Genomic DNA, 26,928 nt, shown 5'->3' on the forward strand with positions numbered 1-26,928 from the left:
ATTTCCTGTTAAGTTGGTTTACACCCAATTTTCTGATAAATAGGTAAATAGCGGGCAGCTACAACGTCAACTGTATAATTCGCAGCATTTCGCAACCCTTCTTCAATTAATGCCTGCCGATAATCGTCGTCGTCGATTACTCGCTGGATACCCTTTTGAATCGCTGTAACATCAGTCGGATCAACGAGCAGAGCTGCGTTGGCGGCTACCTCTCGCATGGGTGATCGATCCGATGTAACAACCGCCCGACCCACCGCATTGGCCTCCAGAATAGGCATCCCAAACCCTTCATAAGTCGAGACAAAAAGTACGATATCGCACCTGACGTACATCTGTAGAATCTCCGCCTGGCTTAAGTTCGTGTGATTTTCATACGCTATTTGACGAGCAATCAACTCATCAGTAACAGATTCTGACAAGGGACCTATAATAATTAGTTTACAGGCTATCCCATCCAGGGCAGCCGTTAAGCGGAGCAGATTCTTGTGAGAAGCAGTACCAATCTGCAGAAGTGTTGGCTTCTCTTTATTGAATGAACCTGGGTGATATGTAAATGCAGGCTGATAAGCGTTTGATACAACGATAGCTTTTTCTGCAATTCGACCTAAGTAATGAATCAGTTCCTGTCGGCTTTTCTCAGAAACGACCGTTACGGCAGCAGCCCGGCGCACTGGGAGGTAAAACCAAAAACACCAAAAGAACGCATACTGTAAAGGAGCATTCCTATGTTTTTCCAGCGTGATGCAATCATGAATGGTCAGTATTGTTCGGGAAGATGATAGGACCAGAACCGTATAATGGACATCCCCGGTAATGTGTACAATGCTGTTGAATCGTTGCCGGATCACAAACCGAAGGTTCTTCCAAACAGATCGAATTCCCTGACTAATGTGTGGTAATCGCACGTGGTTTACGGGCAACGACTTGCCCACCTCCTGCTGAATAACACCGAATAGGGTTTCGATGCTATGACCAGTACCGGAGCTCCGAAATAGGTAGGTAATGGTCATCCGATAATTTCGTAAGGAATAGTGTAAACTACGTCTTTGTTGCGCTGAACTGATGCTCTTCTTTTGAGAATAATTACGAATAAATAGCAACTAATAAGCGCTCGAATAGTCGACAGGAATATTATCATGTCAACTTCAATCATCATTAGTGCCAATGAAAACGATACGCAAGCCACAATCAATGAAAACAAAGAATTTCTTACACTATTTAGTAAAGCATACACAAGCGAGAATAACAAAAAAATAAAGACTGGATATACAAAAAAACCAGCCCAACCAAAGTCAATAAACGCTTCCAGATAAAGTGTTTCACTAATATCTGTAATATCCAATGAATAGGCATTTGAATAAAGTGCTTCCTTAGCCAGTATCATTTTCTTATCCACCAAAAAATTACTTGGCGTCGCAAATAGAATGCTATTAAGAAGCTCCTGCCCCATCAACGGGGCGCTGTTTGTTGTCCTGAATAAATTTACAAATTGGGCAAGAGCAAGCGAGCTATAAGCCGCACGAGCGGCAACATTCATATTTCTAATCTGATTATACTTCTCATTATCAGCACTTTCTAGGCCAGAAATTACATCAACCATGCTCATCCGCTGAGCTTGTTCAAAGCTATAAACTACACGCATCTTATGATATAAATCGGCAATCTTAACCGCCGTATAACAGCATATAAGAATTGGAATTATATTCTTCAATAAGAATCGTTTATCTAATGATTTATCAAAGAAAATTCCAGTTAACGTTAATAAAAAGAAGAAGATAACACTACGTCTGCCAAAGAGGAAAAACCAGGCTAATTCGTTTAATAAAAAAATGAGGCACAGTAGTACACCTAATTTCTGTCCAGCATAAAAATTTTCACGCAAATAATATGCCAGCACGACAGGCAACACAGGAACCACTGGCGAAATTAGAGCTAATAATGGATGCGTCGGTTCTCCTTCATCAGCTAAACTTTTTCCGCCATATACTATTATCCCAGTATTCAACAAATAAATCTGGCAAATAAGAATAGCTACGACAAATGCATATATAATTTTTTTATGTTCCTTCAGACAATACCGAAAATCCTGATTAATGAGCGTTATCGTTTTTTGTAATTGGGGGCGATTGCCGATCAGCAGAAACGCAATAGCAAATGCATTTGTATAAGCCTGCGCAAGAGCAATATCGGCTGTTGTAGCGTGAGCATAGTCAATCGTGATTTCCCATATATCAGAAGATACCAGTGAGGTCGAGGCAAAACTGAGCAACATTCCCAGTGAACTTCCCAGTACAATAACGACTGCTCCAACGACAAAAAAATTGAATCGACTTTCGGGTGATTTCAGCAATGTCGAAAAACCATATAGTCCACCCGTGAGTGACAGAAGTCCGGTACAAACCAGCAGATAATTGGATGGCAGAAAAAGTGAGATCAGTGCACTTCCCCCAGCCAGAGCCGCATACCGTATAAAATTCTTATCGTCAGGACTTAGCATCATATTGAAATAACCATAACACGATCAGGAACTGTCCTGCAAATCCCAGTAATGTTGCCATTGCGGCCCCTACAATACCCAAACGAGGAATCAGAATAATATTCAGAATCACATTCATGATCGCCCCCGCACAATTGTGCCATAAAACAAACCGGGTCAGGCCATAAGCATACCATTTGATCTCCAGAATATGAATACAGGTCAGAAATAGATAACCGGATGCCACAATCGGCCCTATAACAAATGCCGGTTTGTAAGCCATCGACAGGAGCAGCAGACCGATCCAGGGGTATGTCGCCCAGAACACGATACACAGTCCACCCGCGATCAGGAAATACCGTTTGAGGTAATGCCAGAGCAATTTATCCACCTCTTTTGGCAGTTTACTGTCGGCTTTTAACTGAAAAATCAATGGCGTCAGAAACGCAATCAGGGGGGTCACAACTAGCTGCATTTTCGACCCTATGCCATAGCCCAGTGTATACTGACCAATGTCAGCATCAGTCATATAAAAGCGGATAAGATATCGGTCTGCATAATTGATGAGCCAACCCCAGACAGCCAGGCTTACCAAAGGCCATATATAGCACTGGTATTTGCGCAGAAGTTCAGTAGGGAACCAATCGGTAAAATCCTGATAGTCAATCCTGAATCCATTAATAAGTCGAATAGCCTGCCATACTGATACGACAGCAAATACGCCATTCAACAAGGCTAGTATCTGCCATAGATTTATGGCTTTATTCTGTCCAAAAACCCAGACAACGACACCATATAACAGGAGATTAAAGACCGCATAACCGATCAGTAGCAACGAGTAGGTGTTATGTTTGCCAGCAAAGTTCAGGGAATCGTTACTCAGAGAATAGAGCCCCTGCGCCACGGCTGCTACCCACACCAGCGCCCAGATTATGTTATGTGTATAAAGAACGGCCCCGATAGCCATCAAGGCGAAAACACCAATATAGATTACCCCTAAGATCCGGCCGTAAAAGTTTACAATCCGCCGGTAATCCGAACTTGTCATCTCAGCCTTAAAAGACTGAATTGTTGGCGTTACCATAAGGCTATGCAGCAACAGCATGACGGCCAACTGGACACTATACCCCCCCCACTCGATTGGCGAAATATAGAGGGCAACTGCTTTGCCATACACCAGGTTAGCCAACGCGACCACACCCTGTCCACTCATTAATACGGACAATGGTTTATTCCTGAACTTGAGCGAAATCAACGCTGCATTCATGGGCTACGGCAGTTGACTGGATTCTAAATTTCTTATCGATTCAGCGTATCCTATTACAGAAAGCATCTCCTTCATACGAAGATCAAAAGTGTGGTTTTGCTGAAAATGAAGATATTGCTGATCGGCGATTTGGTAACGTTCGACAGGATGAGCCAGATAGTAGCGTATTTTATCGATCGCTTCGTTCATTGTCCGATAGGTGACGCGTTCGGCCGAAACGGCGGTATATTCGTCCAGAGTAGGTTTGTAGTCGCAGAGCTGAAACGCCCCAATGCCGTTGATTTCAAAGTACTTCTGGTTTACGGATGTGACCTCAGCGTAGTGAAAATTATTGAACACAATTTTAGCACCGTAGAGAATTCGATTTTTCTGTTCGCCGATAAGATACTGTTCGCGAAAGGCCGATATGATCGAGGAAAGCAGATACGGTCCTGTGGTGCCATAGACTGCTACGTTGATTCCCGCCCGAATCAACTGATCAACCATTCTGGCACGATAGGCGTACAAACTGCCAAATACCAGTACATCTATCTTCGTTTCCCGTTCAGCACCAGCTTTCTCAATTTTTGGCCGTTGATGAACGCGTGGATTGAAACCTTCGGGCAGATAATGGGCGTTTACGCCTGCTTTGTCCCGGAGAAATTCAACCATATAGGGCTCTTTGGAAAAGTAATGATCAAAATTGGCCGCAATGATTTGCTGCTTCTCAAGATTCGACAAAGCATCTGGATTTATCTGAACAACCGGCACACCAGGTAACCTTTTTTTGACCTCATCGACCAAAATAGGGTGCAGATTTCGGTAAACGACCAACACCAGATCGGGTCCCTCGGCGATCACCTTGGCTGCCAACTGTAGGCCGATAAGACGATCATACGATTCGCTAAAGCGGGAAGCCCAATAATTGACTCTGGCCGATAGAAATGATACGTCACTGACATCGACCTGTAGAACTTCATGCCCCAACACCCGTAACGATTCACTTACGTGGTACTCAAGTGAATCGAAAGCCTTGCTGCCGATGAGACTAATCTTCATGAACAAAGCTGTTACATTCGCCAATACTCGATCCCATCTCCTTTTGTTATTGTGAATAAGCCTTTCAAATCCATCAGAATCGGTGCCCCGTTCATGAGCGATTTAAAGTATGACACATCGAGCGACCTGTATTCATCGTGACCTACTGCCACAATTATTCCATCATACTGGTTTGATGGGGTGTCCATCAATGTCATTCGATATTCCTGGGCAACTTCATTTGGCGACGCATGAGGATCGACCAGGTGCACATTAATAGCGTACTTCATGAGTTCGCGCACCAAATCGGCTACCTTCGAGTTACGGATGTCTGACACATTTTCCTTAAAGGTTAGCCCCATAACCAGCACCTTCGTCTGACGCGGGTTCTTTCCCCGCTGAAGCAGCATTTGAAGCAACTTGGTAGCGATATAGGCAGGCATACCGTCGTTGATCCGACGCCCCGAATTGATCACCTGCGGGTCATATCCCAGTTGCCGGGCTTTATAGAGCAGATAATAAGGATCAATACCAATACAATGACCACCCACCAGTCCCGGTGTAAAGGGCAGAAAATTCCATTTTGTACCAGCAGCTTTCAGTACCTCATGCGTATCTATCCCCATTTTGTCAAAAATGATCGACAATTCATTCATTAGCGAGATATTCAGATCACGCTGTACATTTTCGATCACTTTAGCAGCTTCGGCCACTTTAATAGAGGGAGCCTGATAAACTCCGGCCTGGATGATGGCGCCATAAACAGCCGCAATCTCCCGTAATGCTTCGGTATCGTTACCCGACACGACTTTCAGAATAGTCGTCAGTGTGTGCTGTTTGTCGCCAGGGTTGATGCGTTCGGGTGAATAACCAACTTTGAAGCCCTTCCCCAGCTTTAAGCCAGAGTTTTTTTCCAGTACAGGAACGCAGTCATCTTCCGTACATCCTGGATAAACCGTGGATTCATAGACAACATAATCGCCTGGTTTTAATGCCCGTCCAACTAGTTCAGAGGCCCGCTGAAGCGGTTTCAAATCAGGCACCTTATAATCATCTACGGGTGTTGGAACCGCTACAACGAAGAAGTTGGCCGATTTCAAATCATCAGGGTTAGCGGTGAAGCTTATATCTGCGTGGGAAAAAGCATCCGGTGAAATCTCCCGCGAAGGATCTTCTCCCCGCTGCATCATCGCAATACGGTCTTCATTAATGTCGAAGCCGATAACGCGAAACTGCCTGGCAAATTCAAGGGCAATCGGGAGGCCAACATAGCCTAATCCGATCACTGCTATTTGCTTTTCCTTCTGTTTAAGTACGTTGAACAAGGTATATCAATTAGGTTTATTAAAATGGAAAAGAACTCGTGAACTCCAAAGCAGATAGCAGAAGTCAGCAGTAGACTAATCAGTCCTTTATGATCGCTTTCAATCTGTGGAGCAGGTCAATTTGTTGCGTAACCAGATAAACAACCCCCAACAAGAATCCGGCAATAGCATAGCCTAAAACCAGAATAGATCGTTTAGGTGATACGCGTATGAGCGGTATCTTAGCCGGTTCAAGCACCTTAAAAACGGGTGTTTGCTCCTGAACTTTGAGTTTTGCCTGCTCAAACTGCCGTGACAATTCGGTATAAACTGTCTGGGCAATGGCTAATTCAGCTTCCATACGCTGTTTTTCCATAGTTGCCGCCTGCACAACGTAGTATTTGTGTTGATCGTTATAGTGAAAAACGGAATACTGCGCCATTTGGTAACGTTGACGAGCTTCGGCCAATCGCCGGGAATAGAATTGTAGGTCCTGCCTGGCTTTTTCGGTGCGATAACTTGTCACATACTGCGTTAGGTAATCCATCGATAATTGCGCCACTGTAGCTGCACCGCTGGCATCGGGCATTTTAGCGGTTATGGTGATTATGCCGGAACGCGTATCCAGCTTTGCATTCACCCGTTTACCAATTTCTTCTACCAGTTTCTCCTGCCTTCTCGTCAGTTTTACCGGTTTGCCTGCAATCTGTTTGAACGGAGCTACTCTCTCTTCCTGATCTCTCTGGAGCCAGTTTATGAGCGACCAGTCGTCAGTAGGCATCAATAGGTTGGCGACTGTAGTTCGTTCTCCGTTTGTCTGGACAACAACCTGATCGAGCAGATACAGCACAAAAGGCGTGCTTTGTAGTACATTCGGATACAAATCAGGACGAACAGCATCAACACCTTCAGCATCCGACAAATCCATACCCGCAAATCCGGCTACGGAGGCTAACCGTTTAAATATTCCACCTGAGCCGCTGTTCATTTCCGGCATAATTCGGGCATCCGATACGAACTCCGGAGTGGTTATTAACGCAATAAATACACCCAATATAGCGAACAGAGCTGTACTGATTACCAGCCGAAGCCGTCCTTGCCAGGCAATGCGAATACTAGTTTCTAGCGATAGATCAGGCCAGTTACTGCCTATATTCTCCACATTATCAGGCGATTGCGCTACCATCTTTAGTTCCGTTAGCTATTAGTTCATGAAGATGCGTAAGGCCGATAATACGACCGCTGCCGCCGAAGCTATTACACTCAGTGTGGCTACCCGTTCAGCCGGTGACGTTTTATTTTGTTCCCTTTCAGGTTCGGCTGGCACTATAATTTCCATGCCGCGTTCCGGCTTTGGAAATTGATGAATACCCAGAAACGATTTAGTCGGTCTTATTTTGCCATTAGCATCCATCACATAGATTTTCCGACGTAGGGCCTTTTTCGTGAAATTACCCGCTTCAGCGATGTATCCCCGAAACGATTTGGCTGGATCATATTCTACAGTAGCTGGATTTAGTACTTCGCCACGAATCCGAACTAATTCAACCCGACGCGGAATTGTTAATGAATCGCCATCATCAAGTAAGAGATTCCCCAGATCAGCCGGATTTTCAAGGATTGTCCGCATATTAATGGATATAATCTCCCCCTTGCGTGTTAAACGGGCCGCTGATAAATAGGCCTCAGGCTTTAGACCACCCGCCCGTTCAATCAGGTCCGTAATTCGATCGGCAGAGGTTCGAATTGCGTAAGGTCCGGGATAGAGTACTTCCCCATTTATGGTAGCTCCTTTCTGAACTTCATAGCGGGGCGATGTCCGGACAAACACCTGATCGAAAGGCATTAATATGAGTTTGGCATCGGCCGGACTAAGCCGTAGATTCTGGTCAATCTCAAACGCAATGATGCGAATATTCTGCCCGTTGGGCAATCCCGTCGTATCATTTTTGACACGTCGGGCAATTTCCATACGCGATGGGATAGCGCTCTCTGAAAAACCACCCGCCAGAACGATCAGATTGGCAACAGTCATGCTATCGGCAAACGTGAAGGTTCCCCCTTTGTTTACGGCCCCCTTAATCGAAACGGTTCGTTCCTGACGAAGCTCACTGATAGAATTAATCTGTACAACGTCTTCGCGATGGAGCACCATATCAGGCCGTTCGCCCCTTAGTAGTTTCCCCAGATCAATCGAAATCACTTCCGGGTCAAGGTTAGGGCGAAGTCTACGAATGGTTGCAAGATTTAGAAAAGCGTCCTCGCGCAGCCCTTCAGCGTTCTTAATAAGTTGCAGAATCGTTGTGTTCTTTTCCAGCGAAAACTCCCCCGGTCGAAATACGGCACCAGTAATCGTTACTTTATTCTCAACCCGGTTTAGAATCGAACCAATCGTGTAGTGATCGCCCGGTTTCGGCAGAAAACTACCGATTTCACTCCCGGCGATCGTAAGTAGCTGCTGTTCAGTTGGTGTATTTCGGCGCACACCGATAGAGGCTGTATACGCTCGATCCGTATACCCTCCGGCAAAATTCAGAATGGTTCGGAGCGTTTCGTCTGGCCCGGTTTCATAAATGCCGGGCTGTTTTACTTCTCCTGACAATTCGATTCGGGTGCTGGCGTGATCAATAAACACAATATCCTGATCGAGCAGCCGAATATTATCCTTCTGGTCAGCCCTGAGTAGAAAATCATATACATCGAGGGTACGCACGAGCCGATTGCCCCGATAGACCCGAATAGCCCGAAACGAACCCCTGTCGGGCGAAGGCCCACCGCAGGCATAAAGGGCATTAAAAACCGTTGCCAGTGATGACAATGTGTAGGTTCCTGGCCGAACAACCTGTCCCAGCATTGTTACTTTGATACTCCGGATACTGCCAAGCGTAACCTGAGCACCAATACCACTTCCGGTCGAATTTAGTCCCTGGTAAAGTGCCCGGAGTCGCCCAACGATTCGCTGCTCTGCCTGATCAATAGTGAGTCCATTCACGTAAATAGGGCTCAGGTTTTCAATGCGAATACTTCCTTCGGGGCTTACCTTAGGACGGTAGGTTTGTTGCGCATTGCCATATACATCAACAACAAGCTCATCTTCAGGGCCAATCTGATAATTGCGGGGCGTTGGGATGCGCAAATTTGGTTCAAACGTCAGGCTGGAATTTGTAAATAAGGAGGCTCCAAAAACGGGCGATTCAACTAAAACTGGAACGGACACGGGAAGTGCAGGTTGTTCACGAATTACATTCGTTTCGGCAGGACTATGTCCGGTAGAAATTGTCGTTGATTTTGGCGTTCCGTCCGTTAGCCGACTAATGCGCTGACGCATTTTATCGATATCAGCTAACGTAAAGCCCCGACTTCGTGCCATTTGTTCGATTTGCGTTTCCGACATACCCGTGCTTTGCGCCTGTTGGACAAACTGCTGTATCTGTCCGTCGGTTAAATTTTCTACCTGTTGCGCTGATCCATTGAGCGTTATATAAAATCCAATTAAAAATAGGGCTTTACGAGATCGTAAGAGACTAAAACAAATACCCAGCACTTCAGTCAGATTAACAAGTTAAACCTTTATAACTTTTTCCTTATCTGGCCACAAACATATAGATTTAATTAAAACATTCGACTACATATAAGTATTAAAAATAAAAATACCCGCTAATTTACACAAGCGGGTATCTCCTTAATACTTGATTTTTCAGGCTTCGGCGCTAGGTTACAGGCGCTGCATTAACCGAGCAACTATGCCGTTTTTCCAGGACAAAAAATCGCCTGCCGCAATATGGGTACGCGCCTGCCGAACAAGCCACAGATAAAAGGTTAGATTGTGTAAGCTGGCAATTTGCCCACTCAACAATTCTTCGGCTTTAAAGAGATGTCGTAAATACGCTTTAGAGTAGAATGTGCTGGCATACCCCCCAAGGCCAGAGTCTAGTGGACTAAAATCACGGCTCCATTTTTCATTTTTGATATTGATAATACCCTCAGTCGTGAATAGAATTCCGTGCCGTGCATTCCGCGTCGGCATTACGCAATCGAACATATCGACGCCTAAGGCAATTGCCTCCAGAATGTTAGCGGGCGTTCCAACGCCCATCAAATAACGAGGCTTATCGATAGGTAAGATACTATTAACCAGGTCAATAGTCGAATACATTTCTTCGGCTGGCTCGCCTACCGCTAATCCACCAATGGCATTCCCCTCGCGTTCTTTTGATGCAATCACTTCAGCCGACTGCTTTCGCAGATCCGAATAGGTACTTCCCTGAACGATCGGAAATAGGGTTTGCCGATAGCCATAATGTCCTTCAGTCGTATCAAAACGGTTAATACATCGATCGAGCCAGCGGTGTGTCATCTCCATCGACTGCCGGGCGTAGGTGTACTCACAGGGATAAGGCGTACACTCGTCGAATGCCATTATGATATCGGCTCCGATAGTTCGTTGAATATCCATTACACCCTCGGGTGTAAACATATGTTTCGAACCGTCAATGTGTGATTTGAAGGTAACTCCTTCTTCCTTAATCTTTCGCGTATTCGACAATGAATACACCTGATAACCGCCCGAATCGGTCAGAATTGGCCGACGCCACCCATTGAACGCATGCAAGCCACCCGCCTGACCTACTACCTCAAGACCTGGCCGCAGGTAGAGGTGATAGGTATTACCCAGAATAATTTCGGCATTGATGTCGGTTTCGAGTTCACGCTGGTGAACGGCTTTCACCGTCCCGGCCGTCCCAACGGGCATAAAAATTGGTGTCTGAATTGGCCCATGATCAGTAGTGAGTGTACCCGTACGGGCTTTCGACTGCGGATCTTGGGCAGTAATAGAAAATGTCATACCACAAAGATACACGAGCAGGGAGCAAGGGGCAAGGAGCTGACTTATCGCTCTGGCTTTGTACAATATACTCCTGACCCTTGCTCCCTGCCCCCTACTCCCATATCTTTGCGCTTCGATTCAGAAAACCATTCACTTAACGAGTAAAGCTCCCCTTTCTTTGTGATCACTGCGTTGCTGATACTCTGGCTAGTCATGGTCAGTATTCAGCTTATTTATATTCTCTTTGTCTTTTCCCGCACAGCACTCAGCAAAAGCAATGATCCTGATGAGTCGGCAAGCTTTTCGGAACTTCAGGGAGTCACGATTATCGTTTGTGCCCGAAACGAACTGGAAAATCTGGTTGAACTATTACCCTTGTTAAACGACCAGAACTACCCAGCATTCGAAGTCCTGGTGATGGATGATCGCTCGACTGACGGCACTATCGAATTTCTGGAACAGGCGGCTATTGACCTGAGCCGAGTTCGGTCTATACGCATTGATAAGGAGTACGAGCATGTGACGCCCAAGAAATATGCCCTCACCATTGCATTGAAAAAAGCCCTATACCCTACTGTGCTTGTAACCGATGCCGACTGTCGTCCTGCTTCAACAGACTGGCTGGCGGGTATGGCGGCTCCGCTGGTAGACGAAGCGAAAAAGATTGTCCTGGGCTTTTCACCTTATGATTATCAGCCAGGATTGTTAAATCTGCTCATTCGATTTGAGACACTTTTTACGGCTGTACAATACTTCTCGTTAGCGCTGGCAGGCCGACCTTATATGGGGGTAGGTCGTAATCTGGCCTATCGCACACAACTGTTCTTCGCTAACCGGGGATTCTACACGCACATGAATGTGTCTGGTGGCGACGATGACCTCTTTGTCAATGAAGTAGCAACTGCTCAAAACACCGCAGTGTGCCTGAACCCGGCCACGTTTATGTGGTCGAAGCCAAAGGAGACATGGGCTGAATGGCGGCTCCAAAAACGCAGACATCTCAATGTAGGCAACTATTATAAACCGGGCAATAAACTCCGACTTGGTTTACTGACAGGTTCGCATGTATTGACCTGGATTATTGGCTTATTTATTGGCCTGATCGTTTTATGGTGTGTAAGCCGCTCTTATACGTTTACAGCCAATGAATGGCTACTTTTGCTAATCAGTACGGGCGCATTTGCGTTTCGGATATTGGCATTCTGGGGTATCGTCGGACGTATTAGTTACCGACTGGCCCACACAGTGCATTGGGGTCTTGTGCCACTTATGGACTTGGCATTGGCAATTTATTTTGCCATTGCGGGCGTAAAAACGCTAATTACACGCCGTACAAAACGAATTTACTGGCGATAAGGCAGTCTGGTCAGGGCATACAATTGTTTTATGTAGTGTAGCCCAGAAGGTAACTGCTCAAAGTACAGACAGCATGAATATAGACATTTTATTGAAGTATTTTCCTGGTTTAACGGCCCAACAGAAAGAACGCTTTGAGGCTCTGGATGGCCTCTACCGTGACTGGAATGCCAAAATTAACGTAGTTTCCCGGCAGGATATTGATGCACTGTATGAAAAGCATATCCTGCACTCACTCGGAATTGCCAAAATCGTGCAATTCAAACCGGGAACCGAGATTTTAGATGTTGGAACAGGGGGTGGCTTTCCGGGAATACCGCTAGCTATTTTATTCCCGCTCGTCGATTTCCATTTAGTAGACAGTATTGGCAAAAAAATAAAAGTAGTACAGGAGGTATCGACTGCCTTAGAGCTATCGAACGTCAAAGCCGAACAAACCCGTGTTGAACAATTAACCACAACGTACGACTTTGTGGTAAGCCGGGCCGTTACACGACTAAAACCATTTTTGGGCTGGGTACGCTACAAAATTCATAAGTCGGGCAACAACGACCGCCCCAATGGTGTTTTGTACCTAAAAGGGGGTGATCTGGCAGAAGAGCTTGCGGAAGTACCTGATCGTTACCGGGTTTACGACCTCTCAGACTATTTTGATGAGCCGTTTTTTGAAACTAAAAAAGTAATATACATCCCTAAAAAATAACCGGGATTTAAGGGATTCAGGGATTAATCAGGTTTTGCTTTCATGAGAAGCTTGTTACAAAATCCAGTTAATCCTCTAATCAGCTAAATACCGGTTCACACACTATGGCAGAAAAATTCCACAGCAGCAGTTTTAAAGATCCCATCAACCGCGACGAGGTTGAATTTAGCGATAAAGGGGTTACGTTTCGAGTGCGTAAATTGATAGGAGGCACTGACAATTTTGTCTTCTATTCTGATATCTCAGGGGTAGAGATTGATAATGGCTTGTTCTTCGCGACAGTTCGGGTTATTCCCCGTGCCCGTCCGGAGATTGTCATTAAGAATTTCACAAAGGGAGACGCCCGGCGAATCAAGGATCTGATCTTACAGAATGTTCCCAGTCATCGTCCTGACACATTCGGTGGCCCGGCACAGGGAGGTTATCCAACACGTTAACTATTGATTTTTTTACGTCATGTTTTGCTCTGACTGTCATTAAGTTGCGCAATAAGCATCTATTTCCCTGGCGTCTTATCGCATTTTTTTACAGAAATCTCTTGCGTGGTGTCGTTCTCTGCACTACTTTTGCACCACGATTCCCGAATAGCTCAGTCGGTTAGAGCATCTGACTGTTAATCAGAGGGTCGCTGGTTCGAGCCCAGCTTCGGGAGCAAAAAGCCTCAAAACATCTGTTTTGAGGCTTTTCTTTTTTACTGCCGTTTCCTGAAAAAGGTTGACCCTAACTCAGTCAAGTTATTGATAAACGATTATTTAATCTTAAGTTACTTCATAGAAAAACTATCTAATTACTTCCCAGCTGCAACCGACTATTGGCCTCCATCACCAGGTTCCCAGCTAGGGAATAAATCATCCGTAAGGCCTGCCCCTGATAACTAGCCGGCAGATTTACGGCATGATTCAAAGTTACCACGTCCGTTCCTGTCGGTAACCGCCCACACGACCATACGCTGACATCCGTCCAATTGCCTGCTTTTATGGTGTACATGCTGTTACAGCCGCCTGCCTGGCTCACACTCAGTTGGAAAATCGTCGCTACCGACCCACCCCCCGGATCGCTGGCTACCACCGTTACGCTGAAAGGGGAACCCACCGTTGTCGAAGGTACACCCGTGATCGTATTGGGAGAAACAAAACTTAGACCAGCTGGCAAGCCTACCACCGAGAGGATGAGACTGTTGGGGGTTTCGGCATCGGTGAAAGTGTTAGTCGGGATGCTGTAACTGAACGAATTACCTACTGTGGCCGATTGAGATGGGATGTTGTTCGCTACCGTAGGGGCACAATTCTGGTAACTCAATGCAATACTGGCCGTTGCCGAGCAGCCATTGGCCGTCGTCACGGTGACCGAATAGCTGCCAGTCGCATTGACCAGCGCCGTACCACTGGTCGGATTCGAAGCCAGGATACCGGGGCCACTAAAGCTATAGGAAGTGCCAGGAGCGCCGGCTGCTCCACTGGCGGTCAGGGTAGCGGTGGGGGTAGTACAGGTGAGCAGGGAGATACTGGCCGTCAACGTTACCGTTGGCGGGCTATTCACCGTCAGGCCGAATGCTGTGCTGGTCAGGCTGAGACAATCACCACTAATAACCACCGAATAGCTTCCTGCATCTCCGGTCTGCACGTTGGTCAGCGTCAGGCTGGCGGTCGTCGCCGAGGCAATACCTGTCAGGGCAGTACCGTTCCTGTACCACTGATACGCAGAGGCAGAACCATTCACACGCACACTGGCCACCACCGTACTTCCCCCGCAGACGGCCGAGCCTGCCACCGGCTGTTGTATAATTACCAGCGTCTCCGCCTGATATTCTACGGCCCCCATATCCACCCGACCACCCACGATACGCGAATTACCGGCCAGATCGGTTGCCGGTAGGACCGTTTCGGAGTAGGGCCCCGTAATAGAGGTCAGGCTGGCTGGATTTCCCACGTTGATGGCCGGTGAGCAGGGGTTCAGTCCCACGCTCGTGGTCGATGCAAAGGGTGAGGTGACTGTTGTCAGGTTGGTGGGGTCGCTGATGTAGCCCGTCACGCTGTTGTCGAAAAGACTGTAGGTAGCGGTAACGGTGCCATCGGGGTTAAAGAACGTAGTACTCCCCCCGTTATTGAATACTACAGAATTAGTCAGGCGAAGGCTACTACGGATGCCATTGTATACGACTCCACCTGCGGGAGCTGTATTGCCCTGTAGGCTACAGTTCACCAGCACCGGGTTGCCGTCGGTGTTATAAATAGCCCCACCGCCCTCAGAAGCCGTATTGCCTTGTAGGCTACAGTTCACCAATAGCGGGGCACTGCTGGCGTTGCCGATGGCCCCGCCCCCAGCAGCCGTATTGCCCCGAAAAGCGCAGTTCGTCAGCACCGAATTATTAGCAATATTCATCATGGCTCCGGCAAAGAAGGCTGCATTGTTGCCCTGCAGCAAACAGTTAACCAGCATAGGGCTGCTATAATCGTTGTATATACCTCCACCACTATTGTCCGGGAAACTATTCTCATTCGCATTGCCGCCCGTAATAACAAAACCATCCAGCACCGCTGAAGCGTCGAGATACAAACCGTATTGATGGTTGATGACGTGATAGCTGTTGTCGGCGGGGTTTCCCACCTGACCGATGTCACCACTGAGGGTGGAGCTGCTGGGTTGCGATGCCCCGCCGGGACTGTCAACGAGGTTGATGATGGGTCGCTGGCTCAGACTGGTTTCGTTGCCCACAAAACCACCATAAATCGCTACCCCGTTCCGCATTTGGAAACTGGCGTTGCGGTCGGTCGTAGAGGTGGGTTTATAGACGCCCTGAGCCACCCAGATTTCGGTCAGGTTCTGGGCGCAGACACCATTATAGGTAAGAGCCGTTTTTAGATCGGGAAAGGCCGTTGCCCAACTTAGCCCATTGCCAGTTGCATCAGCTCCTGCCCGCACGTACAGGCGCTTAGCATCCACAAACGTAACACTCACCATGGCCGCCGTAGCGCAACCGTTGGTGGGGGTAGCCGCCACGGTGAACGTTTGCACACCCACCGGAAAACTACCGCCGGAAAAAACGAACACTCCGGTAGAATTGCTGGTACCCAGGAGAGTATAACTGGTGCCGCCCGTCGCCGTCAGTGTCAGGCTCGACTGGTTGCAAAGCACCGTCGCACTAGCCTCTAGCATCACCGGGGGCGGGGTAGTGTTGCTGGTCACTAGTACCGTGAGCGAACTGACACACCCCCCTGCATCCGTAACCGTAGCCGAGTACACCCCGGCTACATTAACCACTGCCATGCCACTGTTTATGTCCTGACTAACAATCCCTGTTGACCCACCACCTGGCCCGGCAAAGGCGTACTGGCTGCCGCCTGTTGCGGTTAGTGTCACGCTGGTTTGTGCGCAGGTGAGCGTACCCGCAGTCAAGGTGGGCGTTGTCAGGTTGAAAGCGGTGCTGGTCACGGAGTTACAGCTACCTGTCACCACAACCGAATAGCTACCTGCATCTCCGGTGGTAACTGAGGGCAGCATGAGCGTAGCTGAGGTTTGATTATTTACCAGTATCGTTCCTCCCGACGAACTTGTTTTATACCACTGGTAACTCAACGGCTCCGTACCGCTTACGCTGACGGGTACGTTCACAGCGGTTCCCACACAAACGAGCGAACCGGCTGCCGGTTGGCTGATAAAGCCCGCGTAGGCCACAGGCGTCTCCTGTAACTCTACAGCCCCCCGGTCGAGACCATTATGCACAACCCGTGGATTGCCCGACAGGTCGGTGTTGCCCACCGTAGCCGAGGTAGTCGTCGGGTTGGCGGAGTCGATAGCCAGCGTACAGGTGTTGAGGGCTACGGTAGTCGTACTCACAAAAGGAGCGATGTTTGTAATAATATTCTGACTTCCGTTATACCCTCCCACCGACGGCTCCATCAGGGAGTAATTGGCCGACACGCTGGCAAAGACACTATTGCCCTCGCTGCTGTTGACAAATGTATTGCCTCCCCCATTACCAAACAGCACACAGTTGGTGAGCACGGGATTGATAGTCACAAAATAGCCTTCGCTTCGGTTGAACAGGACACTGCCCTGCCCCGCCGAGTTGCCCTGCCAGGAGCAGTTTATGAATTCCGGACTGCTGCCATCTGCATACGAGAAGGTAAAGACAGTTCCGCCTTGTCCCGCCGAATTGCCCAGAAATGCGCAGCTGATGAGCTTCGGATTCGCTCCACTCCCCGCCGTTGAGTTGTTATAGATAGCTCCACCCTGATTGGCCGAATTGCCCTGAAACAGGCAATTGAGCAGCGTAGGGCTAGCCGCCCCTCGAAAACCGTTGTTATAGATGGCTCCACCCTGTCCCGCCGAGTTACTCACAAACGCGCAGTTGCGAAACGTAGGATTGCAAAAACTGATATTGTAGGTAGTCACGTCCACATAGATACCATTATTGTACACGCCCCCGCCCAAATCGCCGTTGCCGCCGGTAATCACGAAGCCGTCCAGCACAGCCGAAGCGTCAAGTCCCCGCGGGTTGCTAATGACGTGATTGCTGTTGTCGGCGTTGTTGCCCACCGCACCGATGTCGCCACTGAGCGTACTACTGCTGGGTTGCGATGCCCCGCCGGGACCGTTAGCGAGGTTGATAGTGGGTCGCTGACTCAGGCTGGTCTCGTTGCCCACAAACCCGCCGAAGATACTCACTCCGTTCCGCATCGCGAAGCTCACCATGCGGTCGGTGGAAGAAGTAGGTTTATAGACGCCTTGTGCCACCCAGATTTCGGTTAGGTTCTGGGCGCAGCTATTACCATATCCATAGGCGAGGGCGGTTTGCAGATCGGGGAAGGCATCGGCCCACGACAGGCCCGTGCCAGCACCCATCGCGTTGGCCCGCACGTACAGGCGGCTGGGCGTGAGATTCACCGTCAGGCTAAAAGCAGTACTGGTCACAGAATTACAGGCTCCCGTCACCACTACTGAGTAGTTGCCCGAATCGGCAGTCTGCGCCGACGGCAAGCTCAACGTGGCCGAAGTCTGGTCGGGCAGTAGGACCGGAATCCCGGAAGGGCCAGCTTTGTACCACTGGAAGGTCAGCGGCCCCGTCCCCGACGCGCTCACCGGCACTGATGAATAGGGGGACCCCGCGCAAGCCAACCCATTGGCGGATGGTTGCTGGGTAATGCCTACATATGGGTTCGGGGTGGTCTGGTACTCAATAGCCCCCATATCGACCCGGTTGCCCCGGATGCGCGGGTTCCCCAGCAAGTCGGTGGCAGGCAAGGCCGTAGTCGAATACGGTCCCGAAGCCACCGTCTGGCTGGCTGGGTTACCCGCGTTTATGGCAGGAGTACAGCCATTCAGGGCCAGATCGCTGGGCGTGCCGGGTGTGGTGCTGACAAAGGGCGAGGCCGTAATGGTCAGGTTGGTGGGGTCGCTGGTATACCGGATAACGGTTTGGTCGAGCATGCTATACTGCACGGTGACGAGACTGTTGAATGTATTGGCTCCTCCGTTGCCAAACAGTACACAGTTGGTCAGCACTGGAGCCGCATTGTTCTGGATAGCCGAGATGCCCCCACTCCCTCCCTGATTGTTCTGAAAGCTACCGCTTATAAACAAAGGGCTGCTATTGTCGGCAAAGAGTACCCCGCCCCCGCTGGTGGCCGTATTGCTCAGAAACGTACAGTTGGTGATGGTCGGCTGGCTAGCGGCAAGCGCGGCAAGTGCCCCCCCATTGACCGCACGATTTTCTCGAAAACCACAGTTTGTAAGGGCGTAGGTACTCGCTCCATCGCTATAAATGGCCCCGCCAAACCCGGTCGATATGTTTCGCTGGAAATTACTGTTGGTAACGACTGCACTACCCCCGCTGTTGAATAGAGCCCCGCCTAACTGCGCCGAGTTGTTCTCGAACATCAGGTTCCGCAGGGTGGGGCTACTGCCGCCGTTGTTCAGAATGCCCCCGCCCCGCTCGTTGGGGGAACTGCCATCGGCATTGCCTCCCGTCAGCACAAACCCATCCAGCACGGCGGTGGTAGTGAGCCCGGTGGGGTTGTTGATGAGGTGTATGCTGTTACCATTCAGCGTCCCGTCGTTGTCAATGTCGCCGGAGAGCGTACTACTGGATGGGCTGCCCGTTACAGGGTTGATGGCCGGGCGTAGGCTGAGGTCTAATTCGTTGCCCCGGAAGCCGCCGTAAATCGCCAGGCCATTCCGCATCTGGAAACTCAGGGTCCGGGTCGTGGTCGCAGTGGGTTTATACGTACCCGCAGCCACCCAGATTTCTGTCAGGCTTTGGCTGTTAGGATAGGTGAGTGCTGATTGCAGGTTGGGGAAGGCACTGGACCAGGTTAGCCCGTCGGCTATGTTGGTCGTCTGGCTGGCCGCGACGTAGAGCCGCATGGGTGGTGCAGAAGCAACGGTCGGGGACTCCACTGCGCCCATGTCCACACGCCCGCCCACGATACGCTGATTCCCCTGGAAGTCGGTAACGGGCAGGGCTGTGGCTGAATACGGCCCATTGACAACGGTCTGGCTGGCTGGGTTACCCGCATTGATGGCTGCCGAGCCAACCGCCAGAGCCGCACTGCTGGTGCTGGCAAAGGGTGTGGTAGTGGCGAGGAGGTTGCCTGGGCCGCTGATGTTGACACCCGTAATGGAACTTTCCAGCAGGGTATAGGTAGCCGTGAAGGTAGCAGCTGCCGTGGCCCCGGCGACGCTGTTGGCTCCCCCATTGTTAAATAGAACGCTGTTGGCCAGCACTACACTGACGTTGCTGAACGTATTGTTGAACAAAGCCCCACCGGCACTGGATGCTACGTTGCTCTGGAAGGTACTGCTGGTCAGCACCAGGTTACAGAAACCCGTGAACGTATCATTGAACATGGCCCCGCCGATCTGAGCCTGATTGCCGAGAAAGGCACAGTTAGTCAGCACCGGGCTACTATTGCCCTTAGCTCCATCGTTGTACATAGCTCCGCCATACGTAGCCTGATTACTCCAAAAGGCACAGTTGGTCAGTACTGGTCTGCTAAAGCCGGTGTACACATACCCATCGCCCCAGCTGAGGATAGCGCCCCCACCGTTGGCCTGATTGTTCAGAAAAGCGCAGTTGGTCAGTACCGGGTCACAGATGCCTCCTTCATACCCCTTATTGAACATAGCCCCGCCTTTTTGCGATGCCTGATTATTCGCAAATGTACAGAACCGGAACGTGGGGCTGCATTGGTTTCCATTGAAGCCCGCGCCGTTAAACACTCCCCCGCCGAGATCGTCTCCACTGAGAACGTATCCCAGACTACCGTCCCCATATCCCGCCGTACCACTCCCATTGGCAGCGCCATCAGCAATCACAAAACCATCGAGAATAGCCGTGTTCGTTAGCCCGATTGAGTTGTTGTTGATGACGTGGAAGCTATTGTTGTTCGGGGTGTTATCGCTATCCAGATTGCCGGAAAGCGTGGTGCTGGAGGGAGTTCCTGCCGTGGGATTGATGGCAGCTCGCTGGCTCAGGCTGGTCTCGTTGCCCACAAAACCACCATAGATCGCCACCCCGTTTTTCATCGAAAAACTAATGTCGCGGGCCGCCGTAAGGGTAGGCTTAAACGTTCCCGAACGTACCCAGACCTGATCCCCAGCACTGCTGGCATTGATAGCCCCTTGCAGGTTGGTAGTGGAGGTAGCCCAACTGGTGGCACTGGCGGGGTTAGCGTTGGTGCCGGTGGTGCTGACGTAGCGGATTACCTGCGTCCAACCTGTATGCGGCAACCCCAGCAGCAGGCTGGACAAAATAATAGCGAATAAAACGGAACGGTAAACGTTGATCATGGGTCAGGACAAAAAAGTATAGAATTTATGCTGACGTAGTAGACTTAAAAATTAAACGATACCAGAAAAGATTATTCCGGTATGGTTCCCACCAGGCATTGGCAAAACTGAGTTGGTCTTGTGCAGTCTCCGAACGGCGTAATTACGTGGGCGGGTAGGAGAACATGCCTTTCCATCGGCGTAACAACTGCGCCAATGGCTCACAACTATGAGGATTGGCATTGGCATCCAGAATAGACTGCTGCCGTGAACCAGCTCCCGAGTTAGCCGTGGTAGAAACAGGAAAGGTGCTTGCTCGGGCAGTAGTTACCCATAGCAGTCAACAATACAGTAGCCTAATCCAACGACGTGTCGAGCTGAGAAAAATGGAGTTAGTAGGAAGAAGTTTTTTCATAGTGCGTATCGGTAAAGTTGAGACTTGTTTATGCCTTGGGTGAAAATCTGATGAACTGGATAGGGCTAGAGAGAGCAGGCCAGTATTCAATCAGGGCATCAGGACAGGAGGCAGTAAGGTCGTATAGGTTGCATCAGGCTATAGGTTAGTATGAGTTGAGCATCCTTGGATTATCTGATTGGAGATTGCCGGATGGGCTTGCTTTCGCGCTGTAAAGTTCTAACTCCCCCCCAATAGAGACGATAACAGATGTTCCAAATACGATAACGGATGTTCCATGTTGGGCTTAGTGGGGGCTTTTTTTATCTAAAAGGGCTAAAAAAGAAGTGATGTGACGCTTTAAAAAGTGGATGGCAGACTCCCAGGCTGAGCTGGGCGATTGAATGGCCTGCCGGGGCACGTAGCAGCTCAGCCTGGTGAGGTCACAGAGTCACTCAGCATCAATAGAATTCGGCAATTAGTATCTTTGTAGCCTGTGAAACGATCTAGCCAATTGATGGTCGCCGGATACCTGCTGGCCTGGCTGACCGGTGGGCGACTACTGGCTCAGCAGCTGATGCCCAGGCTGATTCGCCAGATTGGTGAACCGCCCGGTATTAGCCTGAAAACCAACGAAATTAAAGAAGATAAGCAGGGCAGGCTGTGGTTGGCTACCCATAATGGGCTGGTGCGGTTTGACGGACAACGGTTTCGGGTATTCCATGACCCTGTGCTCAAGCAAGGGGATTACTACTATCATTGTATGTTCTCCCCCGATGGCCGCATCTGGCTAAAGCAAGATGAAGGCTATGCGCTGCCTTACTTTGATCCGCAGCGACAGCAGATTCGGCGCGTGGCCGACACGACACGGCTGGTCCGTCAGTATTTAGCCAAGTACGGTTGTCACTATGTGTTCGCCGATGGCCAGGCTAATCTCTGGATTGGGTTACGAGGCCAGGGCATGCTTCGCTTTAATCCGCGTACCGGTGCCGTTGATCACGTATTTAACCAAAAAGCGAATGTGCGCTGTATTACCCAGGACCGGCAGGGGCGTATCTGGTTTACCAGTGATCAGGGGCTTTATGTCTATCATCCAGCTACCACTCGCCTAACGGCCTACCAGCCTGATCCACAGCATTCGGATACCTCACTGGGCAGTCTGCTTACCTACGGCTTGCACATCCGCTCCGATGGCACCATCCTGATCGGCCTGGATAACGAAATTGATCTATTAAACCCGGTTACCGGACAGATCCGGCAGCTACGCCTGATTCCTTCCACCCGCTTTCCCCGTCAAATCGTGTTTGACTGCTTCGATGATCCGCAGGGGAACACCTACTTTCCGACTGAAACAACACTCTACCGGTATACCAGCCGGGGTGTCATTGAGCGCATTGAAGGGCATCAGCCCATGCAATTACCATCCGATTGCTTTCCCAGTTCCACCAATCGACTATGGGTAACGACGGGCCGGACATTGTTCGAGTATGATCTTGGCCAGATGCAGCCATTGCCTCCCCTGAATCTGCTGGACGTAGTGATTAATGGCACCCGATTAGAAACCAATTCAGACGAGCGTCGCCTGGACAGGGATAGCCTGGGACCATCCAGTCGGGGACCATCCAGTCGGGGACCATCCAGTCGGGGACCATCCAGTCGGGGACCATCCAGTCTGGGGCGAACCACACTGACCATTCAGGAGAACGATTTACTGAGTATCCGCTTTTCACCCTACGCGAGCTGGCATTCCTCGACGTTTCGCTTTCGGCTGCAAGGCTTTGATCAACAATGGAATGTAGAGGAGAGCGTCGATGCAACAGCCAGTTATCAATTACCGGCGGGTAACTACACCTTCGTGGTTAATCGAGCGCTAAAAGCGGGCCAATGGGAGGCCAGGCGACATACATTCCAGCTGATTGTACAACCTCCTTTCTGGAAAACCGGCGGGTTCTTTGTGTTAGTGAGTTTTATCCTAACCTGTAGCTTGCTGTTTCTGTATCGATCGTTGCGCAGCCGGTACAAATTACGCCAGCAACTTGTCCAACGGCAGATGGAGGCCGATAATCTCCGGCAATTAGACGAGATGAAAAGCCGGTTTTTCACCAACATCACCCACGAATTCCGCACTCCCTTAACCCTGATTCTGGGTCCCATCGAGCAACTGTTGCAGGAAGGGCAGTCCACGGCTATTCAGGGACGACTATCAGGGATCGAAACCCATGCCCGTCAGTTACTGGGGCTGATTAATCAGTTAATGGACATGACCAAACTAGAGGCCGGGATGATGCCCATTCATGCCTCAGTCGGCAACCTGAACGAATTCATCCGTAGCGTAATTAGCACCTTTCAAGGACAAGCTGACGGCCGCTCTATCACCCTGTCGGTAAACGGCCAGCTTCCGGGAGACTACTGGTTTGATGCCGACAAACTCAAACAGATTCTGGTTAATATCCTCTCGAACGCGATAAAGTTCACCCCTACTGGCGGGCGCATTAGTATTTCCCTCCTGGAGGCTTCCCCCCTTACGCTAACCGTCGCGGACACTGGCATCGGCATAGCGCCTGACCAACTGCCCTTAATTTTTAATCGCTTTTATCAGGTTGACGATTCAGCGACACGCCAGCAGGAAGGCACCGGCATCGGGCTGGCCCTGGTGAAAGAACTCGCTGAACGACAAGGGGGGTATATTAAAGCCGAAAGCGCGGTGGGTAAAGGCACGAGTTTCACCCTTTACTTGCCGTATCGTCCGGCACTGTCCACCGATTCGGTGCTGGCTGAACTCCCTTCCGCTGACGGGGGGGAGGCAACTGGCGAAAAGATCGACGATATCCCCGACTATAGGCCGATTGTGCTGCTCGTGGAAGATAATCGGGAACTGGCCGATTTTATCACCGAAAGTCTTCCCCAGGATTATCAGATTCACTGGGCACGTAACGGCGTTGAGGGATTGGAACGGGCTCAGCAGTTCATGCCGGATCTGGTAATTAGCGATGTGCTCATGCCCGAAATGGATGGCTATACCCTCTGCCATCAACTAAAGTCAGATATCCGAACGAGTCATATTCCCGTTCTGCTGTTGACGGCCAAAGTGTCCGTCGAGAGTCGGCTGAAGGGTTTGGCGCAGGGTGCCGACGATTACCTAACCAAACCGTTTCAGTTGACCGAGTTGCAACTGCGGGTGCGTAATCAACTAGCCAGCCGACAGCGGCTGCGCGAGTGGGTCCGCTCGACGCTTGGCAGTCCGGACCCCGTGCCATTGGCACCCCAGACGCCCGATCCTTTTCTGGCCCAGCTTTACCAACTCATGGATGCGCACCTAACCGATCCGAAATTCGGAGTAGAAACGATGATGAGCCAGCTAAGCCTGAGCCGCACGAATCTATTTCGTAAAGTGAAAACGCTAACGGGTTTATCGGCCAATGATCTTCTGCGCCAGTACCGTCTCAAACAGGCCACTTTCTACCTACGCGAAGGGCTGACCGTCAGCGAGACGGCTTATCGGGTAGGCTTTGAGAGCCCGGCATATTTCGCCAAGTGTTTCCGGACTATGTACGGGCTATCACCCCGCGACTTTTCGGCCCAATCCTAATTTTCCTTCACTTTTTCATGGATTGCCTGGTGTATTTCACCGGCCTTGGAAATGAATCCTATTCGCCCTATTTACCTACTACCAGAGCTAGTTAATGCGATTAGATAACTAAGGCTACGATTGTCTTACAAAAATTGTACAATTTTTATTATCCTGCTGGTTTCAAATGAGCCATTGTATAATCACTAAACGTAAAAAAATGACTTGTTGTGATTCCGTTTAGCCAATGCTTTGATAAATGGCTACTACGCCATTTGCTTCTAAAAAGATGGTTCTTTTTAGACGTAAACCCCTTTTCCAGTGATTCCTGCTTCTTCTTGCAACAGGTTTACAGCTCGATTCCTATCATCATCGAACGGCTCGCCCGCCAAAACGATTAGACAACTCTCTCAATCCCCTTTTACATTTAGGACTTTGGCTTGGAGCCACGGTCCGCCAGCGGTGCCACGGTTTGTTTATCCATCATTAGTAACCACGGTCCGCCGTGCGATGACACGGCTCCAGGCCAAAGTCCTGTTTATATGAAAGCAAACTAGTGCTCGGCCTATTTAAACCTATACGGTTTCAAAAACCGCAACGGCTGCCCGGCTTATAGGTTTGTAATCATTGCACCAAGATCCATTAATTTATCCGGAACAGTCATCATATACCAGCACCTTGTGGAATACTCAGTAAGGCCCATTTGGCATAAACTAGTTACTTTAGATTGGAAATTCGGTCTTTTCTTACTGCTTTTCATTTGTATCCCCCGCTTTTTATTGGTCTTGTTGGCTAACGCATCAGGTAATTACAGTTCAATCGGGGCAATCATGGTCATCTCGGCCTTATGTCCGTTTCTATTTTTGACCTCTTCTGGACGCCGACGAATCGGATTAACCAGACCAAAGCGATATGGCTGGCTATTAGTGGCGTTTTTAGCTGGCCTTATCTTCAGTTTACTACTTTACTATGTAGGCTGGAGTTTATACGCTAACACCTACCAAAACTGGTACGTGTATATTGGTAAATCATATAACATACCCCAGGCTATCAACCCGTCTAATAAATCAATTCTGTTTGCTGTTGTGGCCCTAACAGGGATGCTGTTTAGCCCAATCGGCGAAGAGCTATTCTTCAGAGGAATCGTTCACGCCAGTTTTGCCAACTCAGTGGGTGACAGAAAAGCTACTCAAATCGATGGTTCTGCCTTCGCTCTAACTCACCTCTCTCATTTTGGCTTCGTATTTATCCATAATCAATGGCATTTCTATGTAGTACCGGCTTTAATTTGGGTGGTAAGCATGTTTATAGTCAGCATGCTGTTCATTAAGTTCAAAACCTATTCCAGTTCAATTCTAGGGGCTATCCTCTGCCATTCAGGCTTTAATCTAGGCATGACCTATTGTATATTTTACCTACTATAATTGGTAACGATAGAGGCAATACTCAAGGTTAACCTTTGTCAATCAGCCGAATTGGCCTTTATATAAAATGCCCTGTTTACGAAACAGATACATGAAGATTTAGTGAGATTGCGAATCATTAGCCGTAAATGACAGAGAAAGACGCTTCCAGGATTGTTTACCTGCATTGTCTGTCTTTAACCATGGCGGTCAATGTTTGTGTATTATTTAATAGGTTTGACTAATGGAAGAACTCATTGCCTATTTGCTCCAATTTGGACACCTCGACTCACAACAACGTGAATTGATTCAGACTAAGGCTAAACGGAAGAACATTGCCAAAGGAGCTTACTTTGCAGAAGCTGGAAGAATTTCCACACAGATAGGATACGTAACAGACGGGGTTTTCAGGGTCTGTTACTACGATAAATCAGGCGACAGTTTCACCCGATACTTCGTCTATGAGAACCGATTTGTCGTTGACATGAACAGTTTTCGCGATGAAATGCCCTCAGCCGAGTACATTGAAGCGATTACAGATTGTCAGCTTTTAGTTTTTTCCAAAGAGGACTTTATAAAGCTTTCCGCTCTCATCCCCGAATGGCACGATATATTCGTTAAAATCACGTCCTATGTACTGGAAAATAAGTTGAAGGTTACCAGTAATATGTTGGTTCAGGACGCCCAAAAAAGATATCTGAATTTTCTCGACCATTACCCAGGACTGGCCAATCGTGTTCCGCTCAATATGTTGGCCTCTTATCTGGGCATCACTCCATCTTCGCTCAGTCGGATACGAAAAAATATCCCCTAATGTGTTTCTTGCCAATTGGCAATTGCGT

The 26,928-nt window shown here is 49.2% G+C and carries 15 protein-coding genes and 1 tRNA gene; 7 read left to right on the plus strand and 9 right to left on the minus strand.

Going from position 1 to position 26,928, the window contains the following annotated elements:
- Window positions 1-8: 8 nt before the first annotated feature.
- From GJR95_RS34050 to tgt, 8 genes are all read right to left on the minus strand, one after another.
- Complete coding sequence (locus GJR95_RS34050) at window positions 9-1,010, minus strand: glycosyltransferase family 4 protein (protein WP_162390100.1); 1,002 nt, start codon at window positions 1,008-1,010, stop codon at window positions 9-11.
- Window positions 1,007-2,500, minus strand: a complete 1,494-nt coding sequence (locus GJR95_RS34055) for a hypothetical protein (RefSeq protein WP_162390101.1) — start codon at window positions 2,498-2,500, stop codon at window positions 1,007-1,009. The genes GJR95_RS34050 and GJR95_RS34055 overlap by 4 nt, the downstream gene beginning before the upstream one ends.
- The gene (locus GJR95_RS34060; protein ID WP_162390102.1) at window positions 2,484-3,743 is read right to left on the minus strand and encodes a lipopolysaccharide biosynthesis protein; all 1,260 of its coding nucleotides are present in this window, start codon (window positions 3,741-3,743) and stop codon (window positions 2,484-2,486) included. Before GJR95_RS34060 ends, GJR95_RS34055 begins: the two co-directional genes overlap by 17 nt.
- A gap of 3 nt (window positions 3,744-3,746) precedes the next feature.
- Complete coding sequence (locus GJR95_RS34065; protein WP_162390103.1) at window positions 3,747-4,781, minus strand: CgeB family protein; 1,035 nt, start codon at window positions 4,779-4,781, stop codon at window positions 3,747-3,749.
- Window positions 4,782-4,792: 11 nt separating this feature from the next.
- Window positions 4,793-6,085, minus strand: a complete 1,293-nt coding sequence (locus tag GJR95_RS34070) for a nucleotide sugar dehydrogenase (protein WP_162390104.1) — start codon at window positions 6,083-6,085, stop codon at window positions 4,793-4,795.
- Between the two features lie 79 nt (window positions 6,086-6,164).
- Window positions 6,165-7,250, minus strand: coding sequence for a GumC domain-containing protein (locus GJR95_RS34075; protein ID WP_232540953.1), 1,086 nt, complete (start codon window positions 7,248-7,250; stop codon window positions 6,165-6,167).
- An 18-nt stretch (window positions 7,251-7,268) separates the two neighbouring features.
- Window positions 7,269-9,608, minus strand: coding sequence for an SLBB domain-containing protein (locus tag GJR95_RS34080; protein WP_232540954.1), 2,340 nt, complete (start codon window positions 9,606-9,608; stop codon window positions 7,269-7,271).
- 171 nt (window positions 9,609-9,779) lie between these two features.
- Entirely contained in the window at window positions 9,780-10,910 is a 1,131-nt protein-coding gene (gene tgt / locus GJR95_RS34085) for a tRNA guanosine(34) transglycosylase Tgt (RefSeq protein ID WP_162390105.1), read from the minus strand.
- Between the two features lie 162 nt (window positions 10,911-11,072).
- On the opposite strand from tgt, the gene GJR95_RS34090 reads away from it, so the two are divergent.
- The 4 genes from GJR95_RS34090 to GJR95_RS34105 all read left to right on the plus strand — a co-directional run bounded on the left by GJR95_RS34090 (window position 11,073) and on the right by GJR95_RS34105 (window position 13,603).
- Window positions 11,073-12,248, plus strand: a complete 1,176-nt coding sequence (locus GJR95_RS34090) for a glycosyltransferase (protein ID WP_232540955.1) — start codon at window positions 11,073-11,075, stop codon at window positions 12,246-12,248.
- Between the two features lie 73 nt (window positions 12,249-12,321).
- Window positions 12,322-12,951, plus strand: a complete 630-nt coding sequence (gene rsmG / locus GJR95_RS34095; protein ID WP_162390106.1) for a 16S rRNA (guanine(527)-N(7))-methyltransferase RsmG — start codon at window positions 12,322-12,324, stop codon at window positions 12,949-12,951.
- 104 nt (window positions 12,952-13,055) lie between these two features.
- Window positions 13,056-13,388, plus strand: coding sequence for a PH domain-containing protein (locus GJR95_RS34100; protein ID WP_162390107.1), 333 nt, complete (start codon window positions 13,056-13,058; stop codon window positions 13,386-13,388).
- Between the two features lie 141 nt (window positions 13,389-13,529).
- Window positions 13,530-13,603, plus strand: a tRNA-Asn gene (locus GJR95_RS34105).
- 131 nt (window positions 13,604-13,734) lie between these two features.
- Here the strand turns inward: GJR95_RS34105 and GJR95_RS34110 are convergent.
- Window positions 13,735-20,742 (minus strand): choice-of-anchor Q domain-containing protein, encoded by a 7,008-nt coding sequence (locus tag GJR95_RS34110; protein WP_162390108.1) that lies wholly within the window; start codon window positions 20,740-20,742, stop codon window positions 13,735-13,737.
- Window positions 20,743-21,611: 869 nt separating this feature from the next.
- Between GJR95_RS34110 and GJR95_RS34115 the strand changes: the two genes are divergently transcribed.
- From GJR95_RS34115 to GJR95_RS34125, 3 genes are all read left to right on the plus strand, one after another.
- On the plus strand, window positions 21,612-24,704 hold the full coding sequence (locus tag GJR95_RS34115; protein ID WP_162390109.1) for an ATP-binding protein: 3,093 nt from the start codon (window positions 21,612-21,614) through the stop codon (window positions 24,702-24,704).
- A 659-nt stretch (window positions 24,705-25,363) separates the two neighbouring features.
- Complete coding sequence (locus tag GJR95_RS34120) at window positions 25,364-26,107, plus strand: CPBP family intramembrane glutamic endopeptidase (protein WP_162390110.1); 744 nt, start codon at window positions 25,364-25,366, stop codon at window positions 26,105-26,107.
- A gap of 223 nt (window positions 26,108-26,330) precedes the next feature.
- Entirely contained in the window at window positions 26,331-26,900 is a 570-nt protein-coding gene (locus GJR95_RS34125; protein ID WP_162390111.1) for a Crp/Fnr family transcriptional regulator, read from the plus strand.
- Window positions 26,901-26,928: the final 28 nt, after the last annotated feature.

This window comes from Spirosoma endbachense (assembly GCF_010233585.1).
Lineage (GTDB): Bacteria > Bacteroidota > Bacteroidia > Cytophagales > Spirosomataceae > Spirosoma > Spirosoma endbachense.

Coding starts and splice junctions, on each gene's coding strand:
- GJR95_RS34125 (WP_162390111.1), top strand. CDS start 26,331: ATGGAAGAACTCATTGCCTATTTGCTCCAATTTGGACACCTCGACTCA.
- GJR95_RS34110 (WP_162390108.1), bottom strand. CDS start 20,742: ATGATCAACGTTTACCGTTCCGTTTTATTCGCTATTATTTTGTCCAGC.
- rsmG (WP_162390106.1), top strand. CDS start 12,322: ATGAATATAGACATTTTATTGAAGTATTTTCCTGGTTTAACGGCCCAA.
- GJR95_RS34100 (WP_162390107.1), top strand. CDS start 13,056: ATGGCAGAAAAATTCCACAGCAGCAGTTTTAAAGATCCCATCAACCGC.
- GJR95_RS34055 (WP_162390101.1), bottom strand. CDS start 2,500: ATGATGCTAAGTCCTGACGATAAGAATTTTATACGGTATGCGGCTCTG.
- GJR95_RS34075 (WP_232540953.1), bottom strand. CDS start 7,250: ATGGTAGCGCAATCGCCTGATAATGTGGAGAATATAGGCAGTAACTGG.
- tgt (WP_162390105.1), bottom strand. CDS start 10,910: ATGACATTTTCTATTACTGCCCAAGATCCGCAGTCGAAAGCCCGTACG.
- GJR95_RS34050 (WP_162390100.1), bottom strand. CDS start 1,010: ATGACCATTACCTACCTATTTCGGAGCTCCGGTACTGGTCATAGCATC.
- GJR95_RS34065 (WP_162390103.1), bottom strand. CDS start 4,781: ATGAAGATTAGTCTCATCGGCAGCAAGGCTTTCGATTCACTTGAGTAC.
- GJR95_RS34060 (WP_162390102.1), bottom strand. CDS start 3,743: ATGAATGCAGCGTTGATTTCGCTCAAGTTCAGGAATAAACCATTGTCC.